The organism is Alicyclobacillus sp. SO9 (assembly GCF_016406125.1).
In the GTDB taxonomy this organism is placed as follows: Bacteria; Bacillota; Bacilli; order Alicyclobacillales; family Alicyclobacillaceae; genus SO9.
This window is the reverse complement of record NZ_CP066339.1, coordinates 4,626,928-4,646,082: the sequence shown is the minus strand read 5'-3', so window position 1 is coordinate 4,646,082 and position 19,155 is coordinate 4,626,928. Positions and strand designations below refer to the sequence as shown.

Here is a 19,155-nt window from a genome sequence, read left to right as displayed (position 1 = left end):
CGTGCCTGTAGATTTCCTTACTCCAGAACAAGAGCGCCGATACGGTCGAATGATTGAAGAGCCAACACCGGAACAACTGGCTCGTTACTTTTGGCTAGATGACCGCGATCACCATCTTGTCACACAACATCGAGGTTCCCATAATCAACTGGGGTTTGCTATCCAACTCGGTACCGTCAGATTTTTAGGGACCTTTTTAACCGATCCCACGGATGTCCCAATATCCGTTGTAAGGTATGTCGCAAGTCAACTGCAAATGGCCAATACTCGTGTTTTCGAGCGTTATCGTGGTTCGGAGAGTCGGTGGGATCACACAGCGGAAATTCGAAAGGCATATGGATATCGCGATTTCCCAGACCAGCCGCATCACTTCGAATTCGTGAGATGGTTGTACCACCACGCTTGGTTGACTGCAGAACGGCCCAGCGTGTTATTTGATTTAGCCACGGCCAGGTGTGTAGAAAAGAAAGTTTTATTGCCTGGTGTAACGATACTTGCACGGCTGATTGCCCAGATCCGTGACCGCGTGGCCACCCGGCTCTGGCGCCTCTTGGCCCAGGTTCCAAACTACTCTGAGCGTAATCGACTAGAGCAGTTGTTGACTGCGAAAGTTTCCTCTCGACAAACCGAATTAGACCATCTTCGCCGTCCACCAACAAACCTTACGGCGAAAGGGATGTTGGAAGGGTTAGAACGCTTGGCAGTCGTCCGTTCTTACGGAGGTACGACTTGGGATTTGTCGCACATTCCTGTAGGACGACTGCACACCCTCGCCCGTTTTGCGGCTGCAGCCAGGGCACAGGCGATATCCCGGATGTCTTTGGAACGACAACTGGCCACTTTAGTCGCGTTTGCCAACGTTTTTGCGATTACGGCTCAGGACGATTTGCTGGAGTTGTTTGATCGACTTATGACTGAACTTTTAGCCAAGACCCAGCAAGAGGGGAAGCGGGCCCGGCTCCGAACGATCCGCGATCTGGATGCGGCCGCACGTCAGTTACGGGAAGCCTGTGTAATCCTCCTAAACGATCAGACACCGGATGCCAAGCTTCGGGCAACGATTTTTGCTCGGGTATCTGCTGAGGTACTGACAGACTCCATTCAAACCATCGATGCCCTAACGCGCCGGCCAGAGGAAAATGTGTACTTTACGCAGTTGTTTAGCCATTACAACGGGATTCGTCGGTTTTTACCCCAGATGTTTCGGATGATTCATTTCGAGGCGAATTCATCTGCAAAGCCAGTTTTAGACGCCTGGCGATTCTTACGTGACTATGAGGGGGCGAAGAAGATCCCTTGGACACAGGCACCCGTCACCGGAATGACAACTTCTTGGCAGCAGGTAGTCTATGACGAGAATGATCAGATTCAGCAACGGGCCTATACGTTCTGGGTACTCATTCGCATCCATGAAGCTCTGCGCCACCACGACATCTTCGTTACTCCGAGTGAGCGATACAATGACCCAAGGGCACAACTTCTCCAGGGACAGGCTTGGGAAGCAGTGCGTCCACAAGTTTTACGCACGTTGGATCGAACTATAGATGCTGAGCAGGAAGTCCGAGAACTCGGGGAGAAGTTGAACACCGCGTATCAACAAACCGCCGAACGTTGGCCTGAGAATACAGATGTCCGTATGGAGAACATTCAGGGGAAGAGCCGGGTTGTTTTGACCGCTTTGGACAAATTGGAGGAACCTCCTTCTCTGCAAACACTTCGGTCACAAATTCAATCCCTACTACCCCGGATTGACTTGCCGGAATTGTTGCTTGAAGTCAATACCTGGACCGGATTTGCAGATGCTTTTACCCACTTTAGTGAAGGTGGGTCGAGGGTACAGGACCTGACGACTAGCGTTTGTGCGGTGCTGATTGCCGAGGCATGTAACATCGGACTGGAACCGGTCGTCCAATTGGGTGTCCCCGCTTTGACTCGGGATCGATTGACTTGGGTTGAGCAAAACTATTTTCGAGCTGAAACGCTCACACAAGCGAACAATAAACTCGTGGAATATCAAAGCGGCCTGCAGTTGGCGACGACATGGGGTACCGGCGAAGTTGCATCTGCCGATGGGCTTCGATTTGTAACACCGGTTCGGACGATTCACGCGGGTCCCAATCCCAAATACTTTGGTGCCGGGCGTGGCGTGACATATTACAACTTCGCTAGCGACCAGTTTACAGGGTTGAATGGCATCGTCATTCCTGGAACAATTCGGGATTCGCTGTATCTGCTAGATCTATTATTAGGACAACAAACGGTCCTACAGCCCCAAGAAATCATGACGGATACCGCTGGGTACAGTGACATTATCTTTGGACTGTTTGGCCTTTTGGGGTATCAATTTAGTCCGCGCTTAGCTGACATTGGAGAATCAAGATTTTGGCGGCTTGATCCCGCTGCCAACTATGGGCCACTCAATGATTTGGCTCGCCACCGTTTACACCCGGAGCGCATTGTTCAGAACTGGAACGATATGCTACGTGTCGCCGGTTCCTTGAAACTTGGAACTGTCACCGCCTCTCGATTGATTCGAACTCTTCAACGTGACGGCCGACCGACAACTTTAGGGAAAGCGATTGGGGAATACGGGCGGATTTACAAGACAATTTACCTGCTCAATTACTTGAATGATCCCGGATATCGGCGACGGATATTGACGCAGCTCAATCGCGGAGAAAGTCGTCACAGCCTAGCTCGGGCTGTTTGCTATGGCAAGCGTGGAGAGCTTCATCAGCGATACAAGGAAGGCCAGGAGGATCAACTCGGCGCACTCGGATTCGTCGTGAATGCGATTGTTCTTTGGAATACCCGGTATATGAGTGCGGCCTTGCAAAATTTGCGAGTACAAGGTCAAATGATGGACCTTACTGATATAAAACGGCTTTCTCCCGTGGGACACGACCACATTAACATGGTGGGCCGATACTCGTTTACCTTACCAGAAGAAATTGCACATGGTGATTTACGACCGTTAAATCGAGGGAGTGCAGATTCTTTCTGATGGCGTTACATAAACTGGATCGCTTATTCCGGTTTTCTGTTCCATTGCTACACAGACCCCGTATTGAGGTCATCCGCGCATTCTATTGCCCAAATCGGATGATGGCTGAGGCAATACTGACCCCTAGCGGTTTAGCGGACCTTGTGAGGGCCACCCTGGATGGTAACATTCTTAGGATGAGATTCGACAAAAAGATGCCGCACAGCATCCTTCGATCTAAATATACGGTCGCATTGATTGGGCAAATTCTAACGAATCCTGATTGGAATGAACGGTGGAAACAGGTCTGGCACAACCGACCGAGTAACAACGATGCGGGGTGCACGGTTCCCCTTACTTGTGAGCCACCTCATTTGGCGGGGAGCCGATGGACAACTCTCGGGTACTCTTCGGGAACCTTGTCATTTGTACTTCGAATCGTTCGCACCGAATCTTCAACTTCCTTCCCATTTACGAAGATTTGGTTCTCTCACCCGAACTCGGTGAAGCACGGAGAGTTTCACGTTGGGTCATCAAAGGGAGGCCACTCAAGTTCCCCTTCAAATAGAGAGGTTCAAATTCCGCGTGAACCCACGAGTCCAACGGCGATTACCCAACCTGTCATGCTGGGTACCGACATATCTCAACACTTTAACGTATCGAATATGGAGGTTCACGAATTAGGGATGAAGCCTAGGTCGGGGATTGGAAAAAACGGTGCGCAGGAAAACGTCACTAGATATCGCAAAGTGGGTAAGTCTGAATCGAGGGAGGTCAGTTTTTATGAGGAGGGAGGGCAGGGCTTTTTGCCCGCCGGTGAGTTTACTCCGTTTAGAGGACTTGAAGAAAGCTCAGTACCTGATTCGATGTTGCCATTTTTCCGGGCCATTGACGGGATGACGTTTCAACGAGGGTACGATGTCGGGTTCATCATTGAGAGAATCCCTAAAGAATCACCCATTTCACGAACGTTAGACGAAGCCGACCGCCTCTATGCCGTTGTTGCGATTCATTCGATGAACAGGAAGGTGTACATATTGGAGGTGGATGGTCGAGATGGACACAGTATGTCGACGTTACTCTACGCACAATTTCATGCGCCGAAGGCTCCTCTACAGACTGCTGTGAGACTCCTGAATGAATCTATCACGCCTCAAGGTGCATGGGACCGCGCAAGTATCACTGCTTTGATGGAGAACCACTACGTTTTGGCAAGACATCGTAGAAGTGACTCGTGGGCTTGGGGACAGAGGTTGGCACGAAAAGTGAATCGGTTGTTGACAAGAATCGATTAATTAAGAGCGCCAATCTCTAACAAATTTTCGTTCTAATTCAAGGCCAACAGAATAACAAGCAAATTTGACGGTGCTATGCACAAATTGTCGGCGAAAGGGGCATTTTCTAATTACCAAATACAGGCGAATCCAATATGAAATAATTACAAAGGTTGCCGATTACAGCAGCCTAACGGCTTATCTTCTCAGGTGCAAAACGGTAAATAACAGCAAGTGGAGTGCAAATTCGCATAATGAATCGCACTCCGTTTTTTCTTTATAAATCAAATCTTATACGTGAAATCACCTTTGAATTAGAATAACAAATCGCAAGGGGTTTTGGATGAGTGGAAATGATTCATGTGTACGTGCTATTTCGTATGCGAATTGGACTGTGAATTAATATATCAATTGACCACAGATGACACCAGATCCTCTTTTTGGACCGCAATTGATTATGGAACAATATGGATATTGAATTAACGGGCAGCATTCAGGAAGCGGCCGTGAAGCACATCATAACCAGCGACTTGCACTTTCATGGCAAATGTGAGATGGACCAGGATTCCTGGCCCAGATGTTTATAATAGCGGGCTAAAGGTCAAGCACCGAAGGTCATCCCAAGACAGTCTTTGTTTTAGCCTCTTGACGATTTGATCTGTTATGTTCATAATTCAAGTATTCAATTGAATACTATTGGATGAGGTGATGAATTGTTCGAGCACGATACGAGAGCGTGGAAAGATGAAATTTATAGTCAATTCGCCCGAATTGGAAAGGCACTTGCTAGTCCAAAGCGTTTGGAGATACTTGAACTTTTGTCCCAGGGGCCCAAAACAGTCGAGACATTGGCTCATGAAACAGAGGCGAGTGTGGCAAACGTTTCTCAGCACTTACAGGTCTTGTTACAAGCACGAATGGTTCGTTTCGAAAAACAGGGTACGTATGCGGTTTACCAACTATCGAGTGGAACCACGACTAAATTGCTGTTACTGTTTGAAGATTTAGGCGAGGAGATTCTGACCGAGATCAATCACTTGCGAGAAGAACTAACAAAAGACACGGATTTTCCCGAACCGTTGTCTGTTGAGGAATTAGAGACCCGGCTAAAATCGGGTGATATTACCCTCATAGATGTTCGACCCAAAGAAGAATATGACGTTGCTCACATACCGGGAGCGATCTCGATTCCGATTACAGAACTTGAGACAAAACTGTCAACCCTACCACGAAATAAGGAGATTGTTTCCTATTGCCGGGGTCCATATTGCGTGTATGCTACTCAAGCAACTGACTTGCTTACATCGAAAGGATACAAAGCGATTCGCTTACAGGAAGGAGTTCGGGAATGGAATGAGCTTTATTCCACATACCATTGAGCCGCGAAGTGTACCTTATTTGGCATATTGACCGCTATGAATGAAACATTGGAAAAAGTAAAGTGCATATAAAGTTCCCAGTTCGGACCGCCGCTCTAGACAAAACTAGCCGAGTTCTTTATCACAAGTCGAGGAGGAAAACTGATGATTTCCAAGCTCTCTACTGAAGAGCTGAAGAAGTTTCTACAGGCCAATTCACTGGATGTTCTGGATCTTCGCTCCGTATCGGAGTTTATGGCAGGATTTATTCTCGGCTCAATCAATTTACCAAGTAGCGAGAAAGACTTTTTTAGCAACCTGCACAAGATCTGGCCGCATCCACGAAACGTGGTCTTCATCACTGAAGAAGCTATGGTTTCAACCGACATTCTAAGCTTCGTTCGGGAAGTTGGCGGAACTGTACAAGGATATGCCTCTTATGATGAATGGAAGCAGGCTGGATATACTACATTGACACTCGAAACGATAAAAATCGATAACCTGCTGAAGAATCGCATCTCATTCGAATTTATAGATGTGCGTACTGAAGAGGAATGGACCAAAAAACACGTTCATGGTTCGATAAACATTCCTCTCTCAAAATTAAATTGGTTGGATCAAGAGCTAAACATCGCAAAAAAATATGTAGCATTTTGTGCCGGAGTGTACCGTGGTATCGCTGCTACCGCCAAACTACGAGCACAGGGATTTGATGTGCTTTATCTCCCCTACGGTATGCATGCATGGGAGGACCATGGCGGACCCATAGACGGCGTCCAATCATGACGGAGACGAATAGCTTACTCCGTGAGAACGCAGCGCAAATCACCCTTTTGGTAGTTCTGAACCTCTTTGTGGGCGGAATGGTCGGGTTGGAGCGAACTGTTCTGCCGCTTGTGGCAAATCAAGATTTCGGTTTGTATGGTAAAATTGCAGCAGTCTCTTTTATTGTCAGTTTTGGTGTCATCAAGGCCATCTCCAATTTGTTTGCCGGGCGTTTGGCAGACAGAATTGGGAGAAAAAAGTTGCTGGTCCTAGGATGGCTCATTGGAATCCCTATTCCCTTCATTGTTATGTTCGCTCCAAACTGGGGATGGATTATCTTTGCGAATGTCTTGCTTGGGATTAACCAAGGATTTTGTTGGTCCATGACTGTGAATATGAAGATTGATTTGGCCGGTTCCAAATACAGGGGCTTGGTTGTTGGACTGAACGAGTTTGCTGGGTATTTTGCTATTTCAATAACAGCACTGCTTTCTGGATATATCGCAGCAACCTATGGGGTCCGTCCTCAACCGTTCTATCTGGGAGTCGTTTTCGCTTTTATCGGTCTGTTCATGTCGCTCTTTTTAGTCCGAAACACCCACACTGGCCACAAACGCGGATCTTCATCACTCACCATTTCGTTGGCCCAAAGTTTTCTGATAACTTCATGGCAGGATAAACAATTGTTCAGTGTCAGTCAGGCTGGTTTTATGACGAATTTCAAGGATGGAATGGCATGGGGATTGTTCCCGTTATTTTTCGTAGCAAGAGGACTGGATTTGTCGTCCATTGCAACGATTGTCGCAGTGTATCCTGGTACATGGGGCATTCTGCAACTTTTTAGCGGACCGCTTAGTGACCGGATCGGGCGGAAGTGGCTGATTGGGCTTGGCATGTTCATTCAGGGTGTGTCTATCTTAGAAATTGTCTTCATGGACACTTTTACCTACTGGCTCGTTGGCGCAGTCGGATTAGGATTGGGGACTGCACTCGTATATCCAGTCCTGATTGCTGCAATATCCGATTTGGCGCCATCGGAGTCCCGTGCATCGTCTCTGGGAGTCTACCGTTTTTGGAGAGATTTTGGTTATGCTGCAGGGGCTCTTTTTTCTGGGGTTCTAGCGGATCTCCTGGGAATTTCGCACGCCATGTTAATAGTGGGGATATTGGAGATTATATCCAGTCTTGTGGTGACTACAATTCTACGAGAGTCACTGACGACGCACCATGCACAGGGGAACCGAAAAACTGTATCTGGGGATTAAGGCGGTTGTGCACTAGTCCAAACTGAGCATACTATCACAGCTTGTTTCAATCATGCTCAAGAATGGTAAGTAGAGTTACGGTAATGACAATGCGGAACGAATCCTGCCACTTATGAGTCTTATAGGAGTTCGATTTGGTACCAAAGGCACATTATCCAGCCTTGGATGGATTTGGCCACGATCTCATTTGGAAATTCCTTTGAATAGTATGTCGGATATAACGAGATACAGACATGCAGAGAATTTATCTTGATTGTAATGCCAGCACACCCATTGCATCAGAAGTTGTACAAGCGATGCAACCGTTCCTCACGGATTTTTATGGGAATTCTTCCACGACTCATTGGGCAGGAAAACCAGCAAGACAGACGCTTGACCTCTTTTTACAAGTGGATTTCTCCTAATTGATGATGCCAAGAAGTAGCGGCGTATCTTCGGTATATAGGGAACCAAATTTTTTATAACTTACTTGCGGGGAATTTACGAAGGAACATGCACAACGCATCCTCGCTATCAGCCGAACGGTTTTGGAACGCATAAACCGGGAAGAAGCTGAAAAACAGCTTCAAGAGAAGTTGGCAAACGCGCTGCAAGAGAATGGTTAAACAAATGAATACATCAAGAAAAGAGCCGTCTCTTCCTATCCAACCCTAATCCATCGCATCATTCTCGTTTGCTAGACCATTCCAGGCAAGTGCATGAATACAGCCCTATCTGCTTTCTCTTCTGTTCGCTACACCTACACTGCACGTACCGAGCTACCAACGGACGACCCAGACAAGTCTCCCAACAATCGTCATTGTGAAGACAGCACCGCAATTGCTTTCGCTCTGGATTCAACCAGCACAGCATGAAAGCTTTGACACGTCTTTGTCAAACGTCAGTGCTGCCAGCTTTACCCCCTCCGCCATGGTTAGGTACGGAGCAAGCGTTGATCGCAGATCTTCAATGGTCAGTCCAAACTTCACTGCGAGCACACCCGTGTATATGACGTCTCCTGCGTTTTCTGCCACCACATGAACCCCGAGAATCTTTCGTGTCTTGGCATCTGCCACCAGTTTATATACGCCTGTGGTCTCTCGATTGACCAAAGCCCGAGGTACTGCATCAAGCGGAAGTACGGAAGTCAAAACTTCGTATCCACTGGACTTTGCCTGTTCTTCTGTAAGACCGACAGTTGCAATCGCTGGATTCGTAAATGTCACGCCTGGAACGACCGTCAAGTCAACTTTTTCTTCGCTTCCAGCCAGTGCGTTCTTTGCTACAATCCCGCCTTCATATGCTGCCACATATACGAACTGGGGTCCCATTGTAACGTCGCCTGCCGCATAGATCTGGTGATTACTCGTGCGAAGATATTCATTCACCAGAACTTCACCGCGATCGCCAACTTGTACATTTGCTGCGCTCAGATTCAGAGTCTCCGTGTTGGGCCTTCGACCTGTTGCAACGAGCAAGGCTTCCGCTTCGACGATTTGCTCCTGGCCATTCACAGTGAGCTGTACCCGTTTGATGCCCCCGTCCTGCTCGACTCGATTGAATGTCGCCCCGGTGATGATGTCGACCCCTTGGTCTGTCAACGCCGTGGTGACTGCCGCCGAAACTTCAGGATCGTACGACTTCAATACACGAGCACTCCGCTGCATCAGAGTAACCTCTGTGCCGAAGTTGTGGAACATCTGGCCAAGCTCCATGGCGATATATCCAGAACCTATGACAGCCAATCGCTTTGGAAGCTCTTTGAGTTCAAGCGCCGTGGTGCTGACCAGGTAATCCACGTCATTCAATCCCGGAATATTGGGCACAGCAGGAGATGCTCCGGTAGAAATCAGGAAATTTCGAGCCATGATCTTTTGTCCATTCACTTCAACAGTCGACTCGTCTACAAAACGAGCCTCACCTTGAATGAGCTCAAAGCCGTATTCGTCAATCAGGTCCACATACTTATCTTGCCGGAGGTCTCCAACCAACTCATCTTTGCGGTCAATGAGTTTACCCAAATCGATTGGTCCGGCCGATGTGTTAAGCCCCTGAAACGGATTTTGCGTCGCTATGCGATTAATCTCACCCGCCCGAAGCATGTTCTTTGAGGGTACGCAACCAATGTTTACGCACGTCCCACCGACGGTTCCTCTCTCCACCATGGCAACTTTCGCACCATACGACACGGCTTGAATCGCCGCTGAGAATGCTGAACCGCCTGACCCGATGATCAGCAAGTCGTAGTCGAAGTTCCCACCCGTATCGGGTAGAACGCTGGGCTGTGGATCGCCGAGGACGGTAGCGTCACCAGGCTTGTACCCTGTATTCGTAATCGCCTGTTTGGCAGCATCAAGCTGATTTAGGTCTGTCAACTCGAATGTAGCTTCATCGCGGCGAAAACTCGCTAATATATTGTCCGCTCCCACGCTTTCAAGCGCATGGGAGACATGGCGTTCACAATCATCGCAAGTCATGCCTTTTACGACGAGTCGAACTTGTTTTTTGCTGCTTGATTCAGTCATATGAAATCCCTCCGTTAAAATCTCACATAAATACATAAATACGAACGTACGGGCACCGCATCTATCGGACTCCGAAACGAATTCATTTTGCAACACTACGTCCGGTAAATAACATCAGTATCCCCAGGAGAATTGAAGGTTACACCGACAATTTCGCACTTCAGGCCACTGCTTTGCCCATAATTCACGCAAGTACACCAGCAATGCACCGGCTACATCCGAGTATAGGAATGAATGTTCTCGGCATTGCCGGCAACAATTTCTTTTGCCAGTTGCAGGATGGTGCGAACACGCTCATCGGATATGCGATATAGAATATATTTACCTTCTTGTCTCGATGTCACATAGCCGCACCACTTCAAGCAAGCGAGCTGGTTTGATACTTGGCTTTGAGAGGCCCCGATAATATCCACGAGATGGCTCACGTTTAACTCTTGGTCCAGAAGAGCTTCCACGATTTTAAATCGTGTCGGGTTCGACAATCCGTGAAAAAACTTTGCATAAATCTCTGTCTGTGCAGAACTGATATGCGGTTCAATATTCAACTCATACATAGCCATCATACTCCCCAGTGATTCTCTTTTGAGGCATGTATGTAAATGGAATCCGCTGTCCCAGATTTCTCTTTTTGCGTGAGACAGTGAACATTACAACGCCCCATAAAAGACGATACTTCCTGGCAGCCAGTAATGGCTTGCAAACATATTTTAATATTAAAATATGTACTAAACAAGCAAAACGCGGTGGATTACATAGCTTCCTGATAAAAAGGTTCTGGAAGTCCGAGAAAAGCATTATGGACCTGAGGGAGTCAGAATCCAAAGTTGTGGGTAGAGGTGCTGCTCAACCGTTGATTGAGATTCCGCGAACAGAGGGAGCTGTGACTATGTGCTTGGGGTCTGCTCATGAAACGGAAAATCGTACGTTAAGGCTCTGAACTGTCAGATTAGAGCCTTAGACGTCTATATCATGACGTCAGGAAAACCCCCAAATAAGCCAATTCTGACGCTTCTGCTGTTAAGTTAGACGTGCCAAGACGTTTCACGATATACAAGACGCTTAGCGTAGAGAAATATCCGTTTCGTGACGTGACCCCATATGGGTCCGGAAGTTTCCCCTGAAGTCTTCATACTTTCTTCAACATTACACATTACTCTATAAATAAAAGCCGTGAGAAGACGACCTATAGGGAGCAAGTCTACAGTGGTACGAGAAGTGGTTTTATGAATCATAAATGAAATTCGAAGACCGCTCTCAGAAGAGAGAGGTTTCTCAAAACACCATACAAACGGTAGTGAGTCGTACGGTGAAGACGTCAACGTGAAACCTGACAGAAAGAGTGTTGAAAGACTATTACATCTCTCGTATTAGTCTTATCCCTCGCAGCAATGGCAGTATATATGTAATGGTACAGGACCTATTCGAAAGCCCTGCTAACCTTATACGCTGGGCTTCGAGGAGGTTCACGGTTCCAATTTTACTGGTGGATGATGAAAGAGTCCTCACAGACAGTATCAAAATTGATTTGTCACATGCTCCTAAATCACAATTCGTCTCTATGTATCACCGTAAAGGACTGTAATCTTTCAGATTTGATAAGCGAAACATAAGTCCATTACAGAGATCTCTGATTACCTAGAGCATTTATTGATACTCACAACTTGGGGATGGTGAAAATGAGAGATAGAAAGAGAAAGCAACAACAGCATAAAAGGAAAGTTGGGTACAAAATCCCGCCCAACGCACGCAAGGTACCAAACAAGCGTACACGCCGATTGGCTGCGGCAACCTTGGTTTTAGCTGTCCTTGGCGGAAGTACAACCGCCGCGTGGATTATTCAGAAGGTAAGTCACTATAACGTTTACTCAACGTCCGCTTCCGGGCCACGGAATTCAACCTCCAGTTCCAGTTCTGTAAATCAGACAAGAGGGGCCAGCAATCTAGGACAGACGCCATCATCAGCAAAGGGACAAATAGGAAGCGGAGCTACAGTCAAAGCGAAGGACGGGGATAGCTCCAACCATTACGAGAACCATGTTCCAAGCAAACACGATATTGTACAGAAGATGATGAAACATTCGTTACCGAGTCATGCACTGATTCATGTCCCGGCCATTTCCCAGTTACCACAGCTTCGTAATGGCTGTGAAGTGACAAGCCTGGCTATGTTGCTCACATTTGAAAAACATCCAGTTAGCAAGCTGACCTTGGCTAAAGAGGAGCCGCAGGACAAGACGCCACTTGTAAGAAAAAATAAGAAATGGATTTCATGGGGGAATCCGAATGTTGGTTTTGTTGGGAGCGTTTCAGGGAAAAAGAATCTCGGATATGGTATTTATCATGGGCCGTTGACTAAACTAGTCAACAAAATTTTGCCTGGCCGCGGTCTTGATTTAACGGGGATGTCCTTTAAGAACTTAGAGGCGATTGTGGCAAATGGAACGCCTGTTGAAGTGTGGGATACAACTTCCTTTAAACCGACGGACTCATGGGTTAGTTGGAAGAGTCCAGAGGGAACGGTCAAAGCCACCTTCTTTGAACACGCAGTCCTTTTGGTAGGCTATAATAAACACTACGTGTACATCAATAATCCGCTGAAAGGCGGTGTGGCCGCGGAAAAAGTCCCGATTGGTCCATTTATCAAAGCATGGGATCAGCTTGGTAAACAGGCGATGACGGTCGCACCTGAGAAGTTCAAGGACTAGAAAATGAGAACAACAGAGTCACAGGTTAGTTGAGAGCCCCGCTTTAAACTCCGTGTTTAGCTCTACAGTCCGTCTTATTGGGGGATAAACCCACAAATCATTCGGCACTACAGGCGGTTTTCTACCGCGTGCCAAATTTCTTCACCGAGATCCAATGACAGCATTCTTACTTGAACTTTCGTTGGTTTACCTTGTGGGCCCGCTATTTGGATTGTTTCGAGTGGGGGAGTGTCGGGAAAGCCTTTAGAGTTTGCAACAGCGTCCCCCTCAGCAATGTCTATAAAACATAGTGGCGGAAATACAACGCACCACCAATTTGCACCCTTTCCATTTCCAAGTACAATTCTAAGGGCCTCGTAATCACCGGCAGGATACACTTTATTGCCATACACCTTTGTTGGAAATGGGACTTTGGCTACCTCTGTTTGAACGGGGTACTCCTGCCCCTTTTGACGGACTATGTTCACCGCTATTTGCTCAAGTGAAGATGTATTCTGTTTGAGTATACGTTTGGCTTCAGACTGGGTTTGTGTACCTTGTAGTAATTTGGCAACCTTCATTACGATGGCATTTCGAACTTGAAGTTTCACGCTTTGGTCTTTAGGACTGTTACTGTTGGCAATAATACGCAATCTCAATGCTTCTTTAGGAATGGGAGCTTCCTGCGGTGTCGCTAGATTGTGAATAAGGGCATCCTGATGATTACTTGATACAGCAGCAGGAAACAAATATCGTTTGATACCTACGATAGAAGAAATAGCAGCCAGAAAGAGAAGTACACGCCGTAAATTCATATTGTATCGCCACCTCTACCAAATCTAGTAGAAGTGTCACCATTTCATACGCAAGATAAACCTAGAAATAAAGACATCAATGATGATGTATCTTTGTACATGTATTTGGAGACAATATCTAAGTAGATGCAAATGGTAGGAAGTGAATCTAGTGATTCTGTTTGATAATTTTATGTCAGTCAATGAAGCGCTGTGGCATTCCATTGTAGAGCGAAGTAAAATATCTTGGAGTAGCATATGTAATAAACATTACCATCAGGTACAGACATCTATTGTCCGATTGGCAGTGACCGAACTCAGTCCGGAAATAGTGAATTGTTTTAGAATTCACTACTATGGGGAGAGCTCGGCGGGAAAAGATGATTCGGCAGATATACAATCTCAAGGATATCGGTTTGCCAAACGATTAAAAATCGACCAACGGTTGACCCAAGTATCATTATACAAGGGTACATGTAAAATCATCGGGTTCCGCCCAAATGGAATCCGGGTTTCGATTTTGATAAGGAAGAACGAGCAATCGAAAATCCTAGTGATTCGTGCGGAAGGAAATCAGTATCAATTATGTGAAATGGAGGTGGTTATTAAAGAAATGAGTGATGTACCTTTGACTAAAGCTTGGACAGGGCGTATTAGTGTATCCATCAGCGGGTTACTCTCAGAGAAATTGTCTGACGATAAGGCACAATCTGTGATTAAAGAGGCACTTAAAGGAATACATGCTCGTCCAATTGAAGGTATCCAAAATCATGAACTCACGAGTCTATCTGCTTATTCTTCTAAACTGCCAATTCATCTAAGGACAAATGGCCGCAAAATGAATGTGCAGATCGCATTACACTCTGATGATTCCTCCTCGTATTTCCATGTAGGCAGTCCCATCATTATAGATTCATACTAAACGATGATGTACTGAACCTTAATATCTTATTTTCCATCACGAAACATACAGACTACCGCTGCATCCCTACTCGACGTGCACTTATCCGTACATTAAATGTATAAGGATTTTCGTAACAGGATATGGGAATGAAGAATAAACTGAGAGGGTTGTTGAGTACACAACTTACGGTCGTCGCATGGGCCGCATGCGACGACTTTGCATATTATAGCAGTATAGATTTTATTCTGATGAGTGGAAACCATATAATGAGTCTTATCATTACACTTCACGTGACTGCGAAAGAAGTGACTCGCTTTTACGTGCCATTAACATATTTACTCACGTTTCCCCGGGGATACGCCAGAAGTCGGCTGAATCCGGGGATTCTAGTTCTATGGATTATTTTGTGAAGTAACGAATGACGTCCATGAGTTCGTCTATTTTCTCATCTTCTGATTCGCGATTTTGTATGGCATCAGTGACGCATCCTCGCGTGTGAGACTCTAGGACGGAAAGAGCGACCTTATTAGTAGCATTTTTAACTGCGGCCAATTGAGCGAGAAGGTCCACGCAGTATCTATCATTCTCAATCATCTTTTGAACTCCTCGAACCTGTCCTTCGATTCGACGTAGTCTAGCAAGTAATTTGGCCTTGTCTCCGCCGTAAGAATGTATCAAATGTAATCACCCCAGGATAATCTAATGAGAGTAAGTTCAAAATTATTTCAATGCATGTTTTTCGTGTCAGCCATAGAGTACGGATTTTTTCAGCCGTTTGAGGTACAATACGTAAAAATCGTGCAGTGATAAGGAAAGGAGGAACAATCTATAATGAGGACTGTTACCATTCCCGTCGAGGGCATGACTTGTCAAGGATGCGTGAACTCCGTTACGAAAGCCTTACGACTTGTCGATGGCGTTGAAACTGTGGAGGTAAGTTTGGAGCTCAATGAAGCGAAGGTTATCTTTAATGAAGCAACAGCAACGGAGGCAGACCTGAAATCTGCCATCGAAGAGGCTGGCTATGATGTCGCATGATCCATTGTCGACAAATAGAACTGGGACTGGGAGGGACGGCACATGCTCTGTACTCTCTTGCGTTTGGGCTTTACTTGAATGCTGTTGACACAATGAAAATTCACTGATGCGATTGCGTCAGGGCTTTCTTAACGTCCTTGCTCATTTGTGTCATTTTAATCCACTCAGAATGATGCCAGACAATCTTTCCAGAACTGCTTTTTAAAGCAAACCAGGTCAACTCTTGTATGTGATATGCGTCTGCTACTTTTCCCGTTTTATCAATTCCCACTTTAAAGTTCAGTTTTGGAAATTGCGCCATTAATTTTGTTAATGGTTTTAGCCCAGGTTCCGTAGTTGCCACGTCCACTGCTATGACCTGAGGATGCCCCGGCTGACTTGCGTATTTGTTCAACCGTGTCAATTTTTCCTTGATATGCGGGATCCACGAGGCAAAGAACACAACGAGTTGCGGCTTCCTCGGATTTAATGTCACTGACTTTGCCGATCCCGTTGAAAGGGCTGACGGCAACTGAATGAGGTTCCCTGGTCCTTTGGCAGGCGCGTGATATTGTACTGGTGTAATATTTGTTTTAATGGAACTCGGCAGATACTTGGCGATGTTCTTTGCCAGCACGTGAGACTCAGCGTTCACTGAGGAGTATTGGCTCGGGACCATATAAAGCAGCTTCTCTTTCCCTTTTGGCCCTATGACGTACAGAGCAGGAGTATGGTCTATTTGTCCGTTTACTACGCCTGAATATACGTAGTAGTCTTTCCAAACTTTGTGCAGTTGTGTTGACGATCCCGTCAGGTACTGCCATGAATGCAACATACCGTGCTCTATTGAGTACTTTTTTACAGCCGCGACGGAAGTCGATTTTGGATTCGCATTGACACCGATTATCTGTATGTTCTTCTGAGCCTTTGGACCGAGTAAATGAACGGCAGTCTTAATATCTTCCGTGGTTAAGGGACAGATGGCATGGCACGTACTGTCGATAAATGACAGTATCACCGTCTTACCTTTAAATTGACTTAGTGATACCTTCTTCCCGAATTGGTTTGTTAGGGTGAAATTCGGCGCAGGTCTTCCATGCATCGCATCACCCGCATTGATAACACTGTTCTTTGACTTGGACTGTCCGTTACTGCCAGTTGTTTTGTGTTTTGCAGTGGACTTTGTGAGATTACCGCCTGGATTAGGGGTGGTTGTGTGTTTAACACTCTGTCCAAAGTTGGCCTTCAAAACAGATAAAACGGCGATTCCAACTATCAATACTGCAATAGGAACTACCCATTCACTACGCCAAAAACCTTTCTTCACTTGTAGTTCCTCCTTATTTGTCTTTTGTGTATTGTTCCTCTGGAGTGACAAGAGAGCACTTAGTCAACAGCGTCCTGTGCTTACATGTTACAGAATCGTGACTTATGTTACCTATTATAGTAGTGTAGCTGTTATAATCCAAAGGGAGAATTTTAGAAAACCTTAAGACACGAGCTCTGGAGGGTTCAACTTGGCGATTCCGTGGTTTGTGGCCTTTACCGCCGGAATGATTGGTGCGTTCAATCCCTGCGGTATTGCGCTGCTCCCATCATATCTCATGTATTTGTTGTCAGACAGGATAGAAACGAATCAAAATCCTTGGTACGTAGGTTTGCGATCAGGGATTTTGATAACAATAGGCTTTGTTGTAGTGTTTGGTGCGGCTGGTTTCTTGGTCGGTTTAATTGGCCATTTACTGTTTGCTGCCGTGCCGTTTATATCACTTCTTGTGGCTATTTTGCTGTTAATTGCTGCTGTATTTACGTGGCGCGGTACACTGTCTATCAAATGGTCCTTTGGAACTTGGACAGAGCGGCTCGAGCAAATTTTTCGACGTGGGTCGAACGGCTCATTTGTTGTTTACGGTATAAGTTATGGACTCGTTTCCTTAACCTGTAGTCTTCCCGTGTTCTTAGCTGTCGTTGCGGAAGGACTGAGTACAGGAACGCGCGGAGTAATTCTTCTATTCGCAGCATATACGCTGGGGATGGGAGTTGTCATCACTTTGCTCTCTCTGCTCACCATGCTGACACGTACGTTTGTGATCCGTTTTATACGCAGCACGATACCAATCATACAGAAGCTTAGTGCCTTGGTCATGGCAGCTGGTGGGCTATATCTCGTCTGGTACTGGGTCTTTGGTCCTGGTTTCCAAACGGTGTTGTAACTGAAAGCTTGGATTCTGGCATTAACAGCGGTAGAGGTGAAATGAGATGAAGAGAAGTACTCAACGACTCCGTGACGGGGTCATTGCCGTAGCTGTAGTTGCAGTCGTCTTAGGGGGTGGGGTGGCTGCGTGGAAAACTGTTACACATCTGGGTAATCCCCGTTCTGGAGTGGGAACTGTCAGTTCTGCAAAGGCATCGAAATCTTCCTCTAATACTTCATCGCCTTCCGTTGATTCCGGTTCATCGCTATCCGGGAAGAAGGCGCCTAATTTTCATTTGACAAATCAGTTCGGACAACCGGGGAGCCTCTCTGAGTTTCGTCATAAAGTGGTGGTTTTGAGCTTCATCGATAGTAAGGGGACGACGGTTTGTCCACTTACGGCAGTCGTTATGCAGAATGTTCGGTACGATCTCGGGTCCGCTGCATCGGAAGTAGCTTTTGTAGGCGTCAACGCAAACCCTGTCGCGAGTTCAGTGAAGGATGTCCATACCTGGTCTCAGCAACACCATGTGTTGCATATGTGGAACTACTTTACGGGATCGGCCTCTCAGTTAAAGTCCGTATATCAGAAATATTTTATAGAGTCCAAGGTTATCCATGGGACAGATATACAGCATACGCCAGCGGTATATGTGATTGGGCCCGATGGACACGAAAAATGGTTGTATCTTAACTCCACCAAGGCGTCGACTTCGGTCATTGGAACCGAAACAAGGGACCTTCTGAAACAGGTAGTTCCGCTCATACCGGGCCACCCCTCGGTGAACATCCCCCCGACCAGAAAATTAGCTTATTTGCCGGGTAAGGTCGGTCCGAAGGAATCGAAGAGCCGTCCATTTCACCTGCTTGCGATTTTACCTGGGGGCAAGAATGGTTCCATTTCAGTGGGAGGTGGAGGAGGTCCCAAACTACTGGAGTTTTTTGCCACTTGGTGTCCGGACTGTGAAGAAGAGATTCCTGCACTGCTGAAGTCTGAGAAGTGGTCGAAAAATCATAAGAACTTTCCCAGCGTTGTCGGAGTGGACTTGCGTTTATCGGAACCCTCGACGAAACACGTTGTGAATTATGTGAAAAAGTTTAAATTATCATTCCCGGTTGCGTTGGACAATCAAGATAAGGTCGCAGAAAAGTATGGAGTGAATGGGATCCCTACACAAGTATTAGTATCTTCATCCGGTCATATACTGTGGTACCACCAGGGTCTGCTCAAATGGAAGTCCCTGAAAACAGATGTGGACAAGGCTTTACAGGGCAATCAATAAAATAACTCTTACGTATACTCAGCAGCTTGCTAAAAGATCAATGGAAGTTATCCGAGAATCGCCGTAAGAAAGGGGAAACCGCCACAGCACGTGTGGCGGTTTATAGAAACCAATATTTTTAAGTAAAGAG

16 protein-coding genes are annotated in these 19,155 nt (G+C 46.4%); 11 read left to right on the top strand and 5 right to left on the bottom strand.

Going from position 1 to position 19,155, the window contains the following annotated elements; genetic code table 11:
* The first annotated feature begins 1 nt into the window (after position 1).
* From GI364_RS21640 to GI364_RS25180, 6 genes are all read left to right on the top strand, one after another.
* The gene (locus GI364_RS21640; RefSeq protein ID WP_198851247.1) at positions 2-3,004 is read left to right on the top strand and encodes a Tn3 family transposase; all 3,003 of its coding nucleotides are present in this window, start codon (positions 2-4) and stop codon (positions 3,002-3,004) included.
* Positions 3,004-4,278, top strand: coding sequence for a Tn7-like element transposition protein TnsE (locus GI364_RS21635; protein WP_198851246.1), 1,275 nt, complete (start codon positions 3,004-3,006; stop codon positions 4,276-4,278). Before GI364_RS21640 ends, GI364_RS21635 begins: the two co-directional genes overlap by 1 nt.
* 692 nt (positions 4,279-4,970) lie before the next feature.
* Positions 4,971-5,636 (top strand): ArsR/SmtB family transcription factor, encoded by a 666-nt coding sequence (locus tag GI364_RS21630; protein ID WP_198851245.1) that lies wholly within the window; start codon positions 4,971-4,973, stop codon positions 5,634-5,636.
* A gap of 144 nt (positions 5,637-5,780) precedes the next feature.
* Entirely contained in the window at positions 5,781-6,401 is a 621-nt protein-coding gene (locus GI364_RS21625) for a rhodanese-like domain-containing protein (protein ID WP_198851244.1), read from the top strand.
* The gene (locus tag GI364_RS21620; RefSeq protein ID WP_198851243.1) at positions 6,398-7,645 is read left to right on the top strand and encodes an MFS transporter; all 1,248 of its coding nucleotides are present in this window, start codon (positions 6,398-6,400) and stop codon (positions 7,643-7,645) included. Before GI364_RS21625 ends, GI364_RS21620 begins: the two co-directional genes overlap by 4 nt.
* A 233-nt stretch (positions 7,646-7,878) precedes the next feature.
* Entirely contained in the window at positions 7,879-8,049 is a 171-nt protein-coding gene (locus tag GI364_RS25180; RefSeq protein WP_198851242.1) for an aminotransferase class V-fold PLP-dependent enzyme, read from the top strand.
* 432 nt (positions 8,050-8,481) lie between these two features.
* Here the strand turns inward: GI364_RS25180 and merA are convergent, their stop codons facing one another.
* Together merA and GI364_RS21605 are read right to left on the bottom strand one after the other, a co-directional pair.
* Complete coding sequence (gene merA / locus GI364_RS21610) at positions 8,482-10,149, bottom strand: mercury(II) reductase (protein WP_198851241.1); 1,668 nt, start codon at positions 10,147-10,149, stop codon at positions 8,482-8,484.
* Positions 10,150-10,361: 212 nt separating this feature from the next.
* Complete coding sequence (locus tag GI364_RS21605; protein WP_198851240.1) at positions 10,362-10,703, bottom strand: ArsR/SmtB family transcription factor; 342 nt, start codon at positions 10,701-10,703, stop codon at positions 10,362-10,364.
* 1,122 nt (positions 10,704-11,825) lie between these two features.
* On the opposite strand from GI364_RS21605, the gene GI364_RS21600 reads away from it, so the two are divergent.
* The gene (locus GI364_RS21600; RefSeq protein WP_198851239.1) at positions 11,826-12,854 is read left to right on the top strand and encodes a C39 family peptidase; all 1,029 of its coding nucleotides are present in this window, start codon (positions 11,826-11,828) and stop codon (positions 12,852-12,854) included.
* 107 nt (positions 12,855-12,961) lie between these two features.
* Here GI364_RS21600 and spoIIR read toward each other — a convergent pair whose 3' ends face one another.
* Positions 12,962-13,648 (bottom strand): stage II sporulation protein R, encoded by a 687-nt coding sequence (gene spoIIR, locus GI364_RS21595; protein ID WP_198851238.1) that lies wholly within the window; start codon positions 13,646-13,648, stop codon positions 12,962-12,964.
* Positions 13,649-13,799: 151 nt separating this feature from the next.
* Between spoIIR and GI364_RS21590 the strand changes: the two genes are divergently transcribed.
* Positions 13,800-14,549 (top strand): YwmB family TATA-box binding protein, encoded by a 750-nt coding sequence (locus GI364_RS21590; RefSeq protein ID WP_198851237.1) that lies wholly within the window; start codon positions 13,800-13,802, stop codon positions 14,547-14,549.
* 381 nt (positions 14,550-14,930) lie between these two features.
* Here the strand turns inward: GI364_RS21590 and GI364_RS21585 are convergent, their stop codons facing one another.
* Positions 14,931-15,206 (bottom strand): metal-sensitive transcriptional regulator, encoded by a 276-nt coding sequence (locus tag GI364_RS21585; RefSeq protein ID WP_198854152.1) that lies wholly within the window; start codon positions 15,204-15,206, stop codon positions 14,931-14,933.
* A gap of 156 nt (positions 15,207-15,362) precedes the next feature.
* Here GI364_RS21585 and GI364_RS21580 point away from each other — a divergent pair, with 156 nt between their 5' ends.
* Positions 15,363-15,569, top strand: a complete 207-nt coding sequence (locus GI364_RS21580) for a heavy-metal-associated domain-containing protein (RefSeq protein ID WP_198851236.1) — start codon at positions 15,363-15,365, stop codon at positions 15,567-15,569.
* A 100-nt stretch (positions 15,570-15,669) separates the two neighbouring features.
* On the opposite strand, the gene GI364_RS21575 is transcribed toward GI364_RS21580, so the two are convergent.
* Positions 15,670-16,875 (bottom strand): SCO family protein, encoded by a 1,206-nt coding sequence (locus tag GI364_RS21575; protein ID WP_198851235.1) that lies wholly within the window; start codon positions 16,873-16,875, stop codon positions 15,670-15,672.
* A gap of 190 nt (positions 16,876-17,065) precedes the next feature.
* Here GI364_RS21575 and GI364_RS21570 point away from each other — a divergent pair, with 190 nt between their 5' ends.
* Together GI364_RS21570 and GI364_RS21565 are read left to right on the top strand one after the other, a co-directional pair.
* The gene (locus GI364_RS21570) at positions 17,066-17,761 is read left to right on the top strand and encodes a cytochrome c biogenesis CcdA family protein (RefSeq protein ID WP_198851234.1); all 696 of its coding nucleotides are present in this window, start codon (positions 17,066-17,068) and stop codon (positions 17,759-17,761) included.
* Positions 17,762-17,807: 46 nt separating this feature from the next.
* A complete protein-coding gene (locus GI364_RS21565) occupies positions 17,808-19,025 on the top strand; it encodes a redoxin domain-containing protein (RefSeq protein WP_198851233.1) in 1,218 nt (405 codons plus the stop codon).
* Positions 19,026-19,155: the final 130 nt, after the last annotated feature.

Coding starts and splice junctions, on each gene's coding strand:
- GI364_RS21635 (WP_198851246.1), top strand. CDS start 3,004: ATGGCGTTACATAAACTGGATCGCTTATTCCGGTTTTCTGTTCCATTG.
- GI364_RS21625 (WP_198851244.1), top strand. CDS start 5,781: ATGATTTCCAAGCTCTCTACTGAAGAGCTGAAGAAGTTTCTACAGGCC.
- GI364_RS21620 (WP_198851243.1), top strand. CDS start 6,398: ATGACGGAGACGAATAGCTTACTCCGTGAGAACGCAGCGCAAATCACC.
- GI364_RS25180 (WP_198851242.1), top strand. CDS start 7,879: ATGCAGAGAATTTATCTTGATTGTAATGCCAGCACACCCATTGCATCA.
- merA (WP_198851241.1), bottom strand. CDS start 10,149: ATGACTGAATCAAGCAGCAAAAAACAAGTTCGACTCGTCGTAAAAGGC.
- GI364_RS21605 (WP_198851240.1), bottom strand. CDS start 10,703: ATGTATGAGTTGAATATTGAACCGCATATCAGTTCTGCACAGACAGAG.
- GI364_RS21600 (WP_198851239.1), top strand. CDS start 11,826: ATGAGAGATAGAAAGAGAAAGCAACAACAGCATAAAAGGAAAGTTGGG.
- spoIIR (WP_198851238.1), bottom strand. CDS start 13,648: ATGAATTTACGGCGTGTACTTCTCTTTCTGGCTGCTATTTCTTCTATC.
- GI364_RS21580 (WP_198851236.1), top strand. CDS start 15,363: ATGAGGACTGTTACCATTCCCGTCGAGGGCATGACTTGTCAAGGATGC.
- GI364_RS21565 (WP_198851233.1), top strand. CDS start 17,808: ATGAAGAGAAGTACTCAACGACTCCGTGACGGGGTCATTGCCGTAGCT.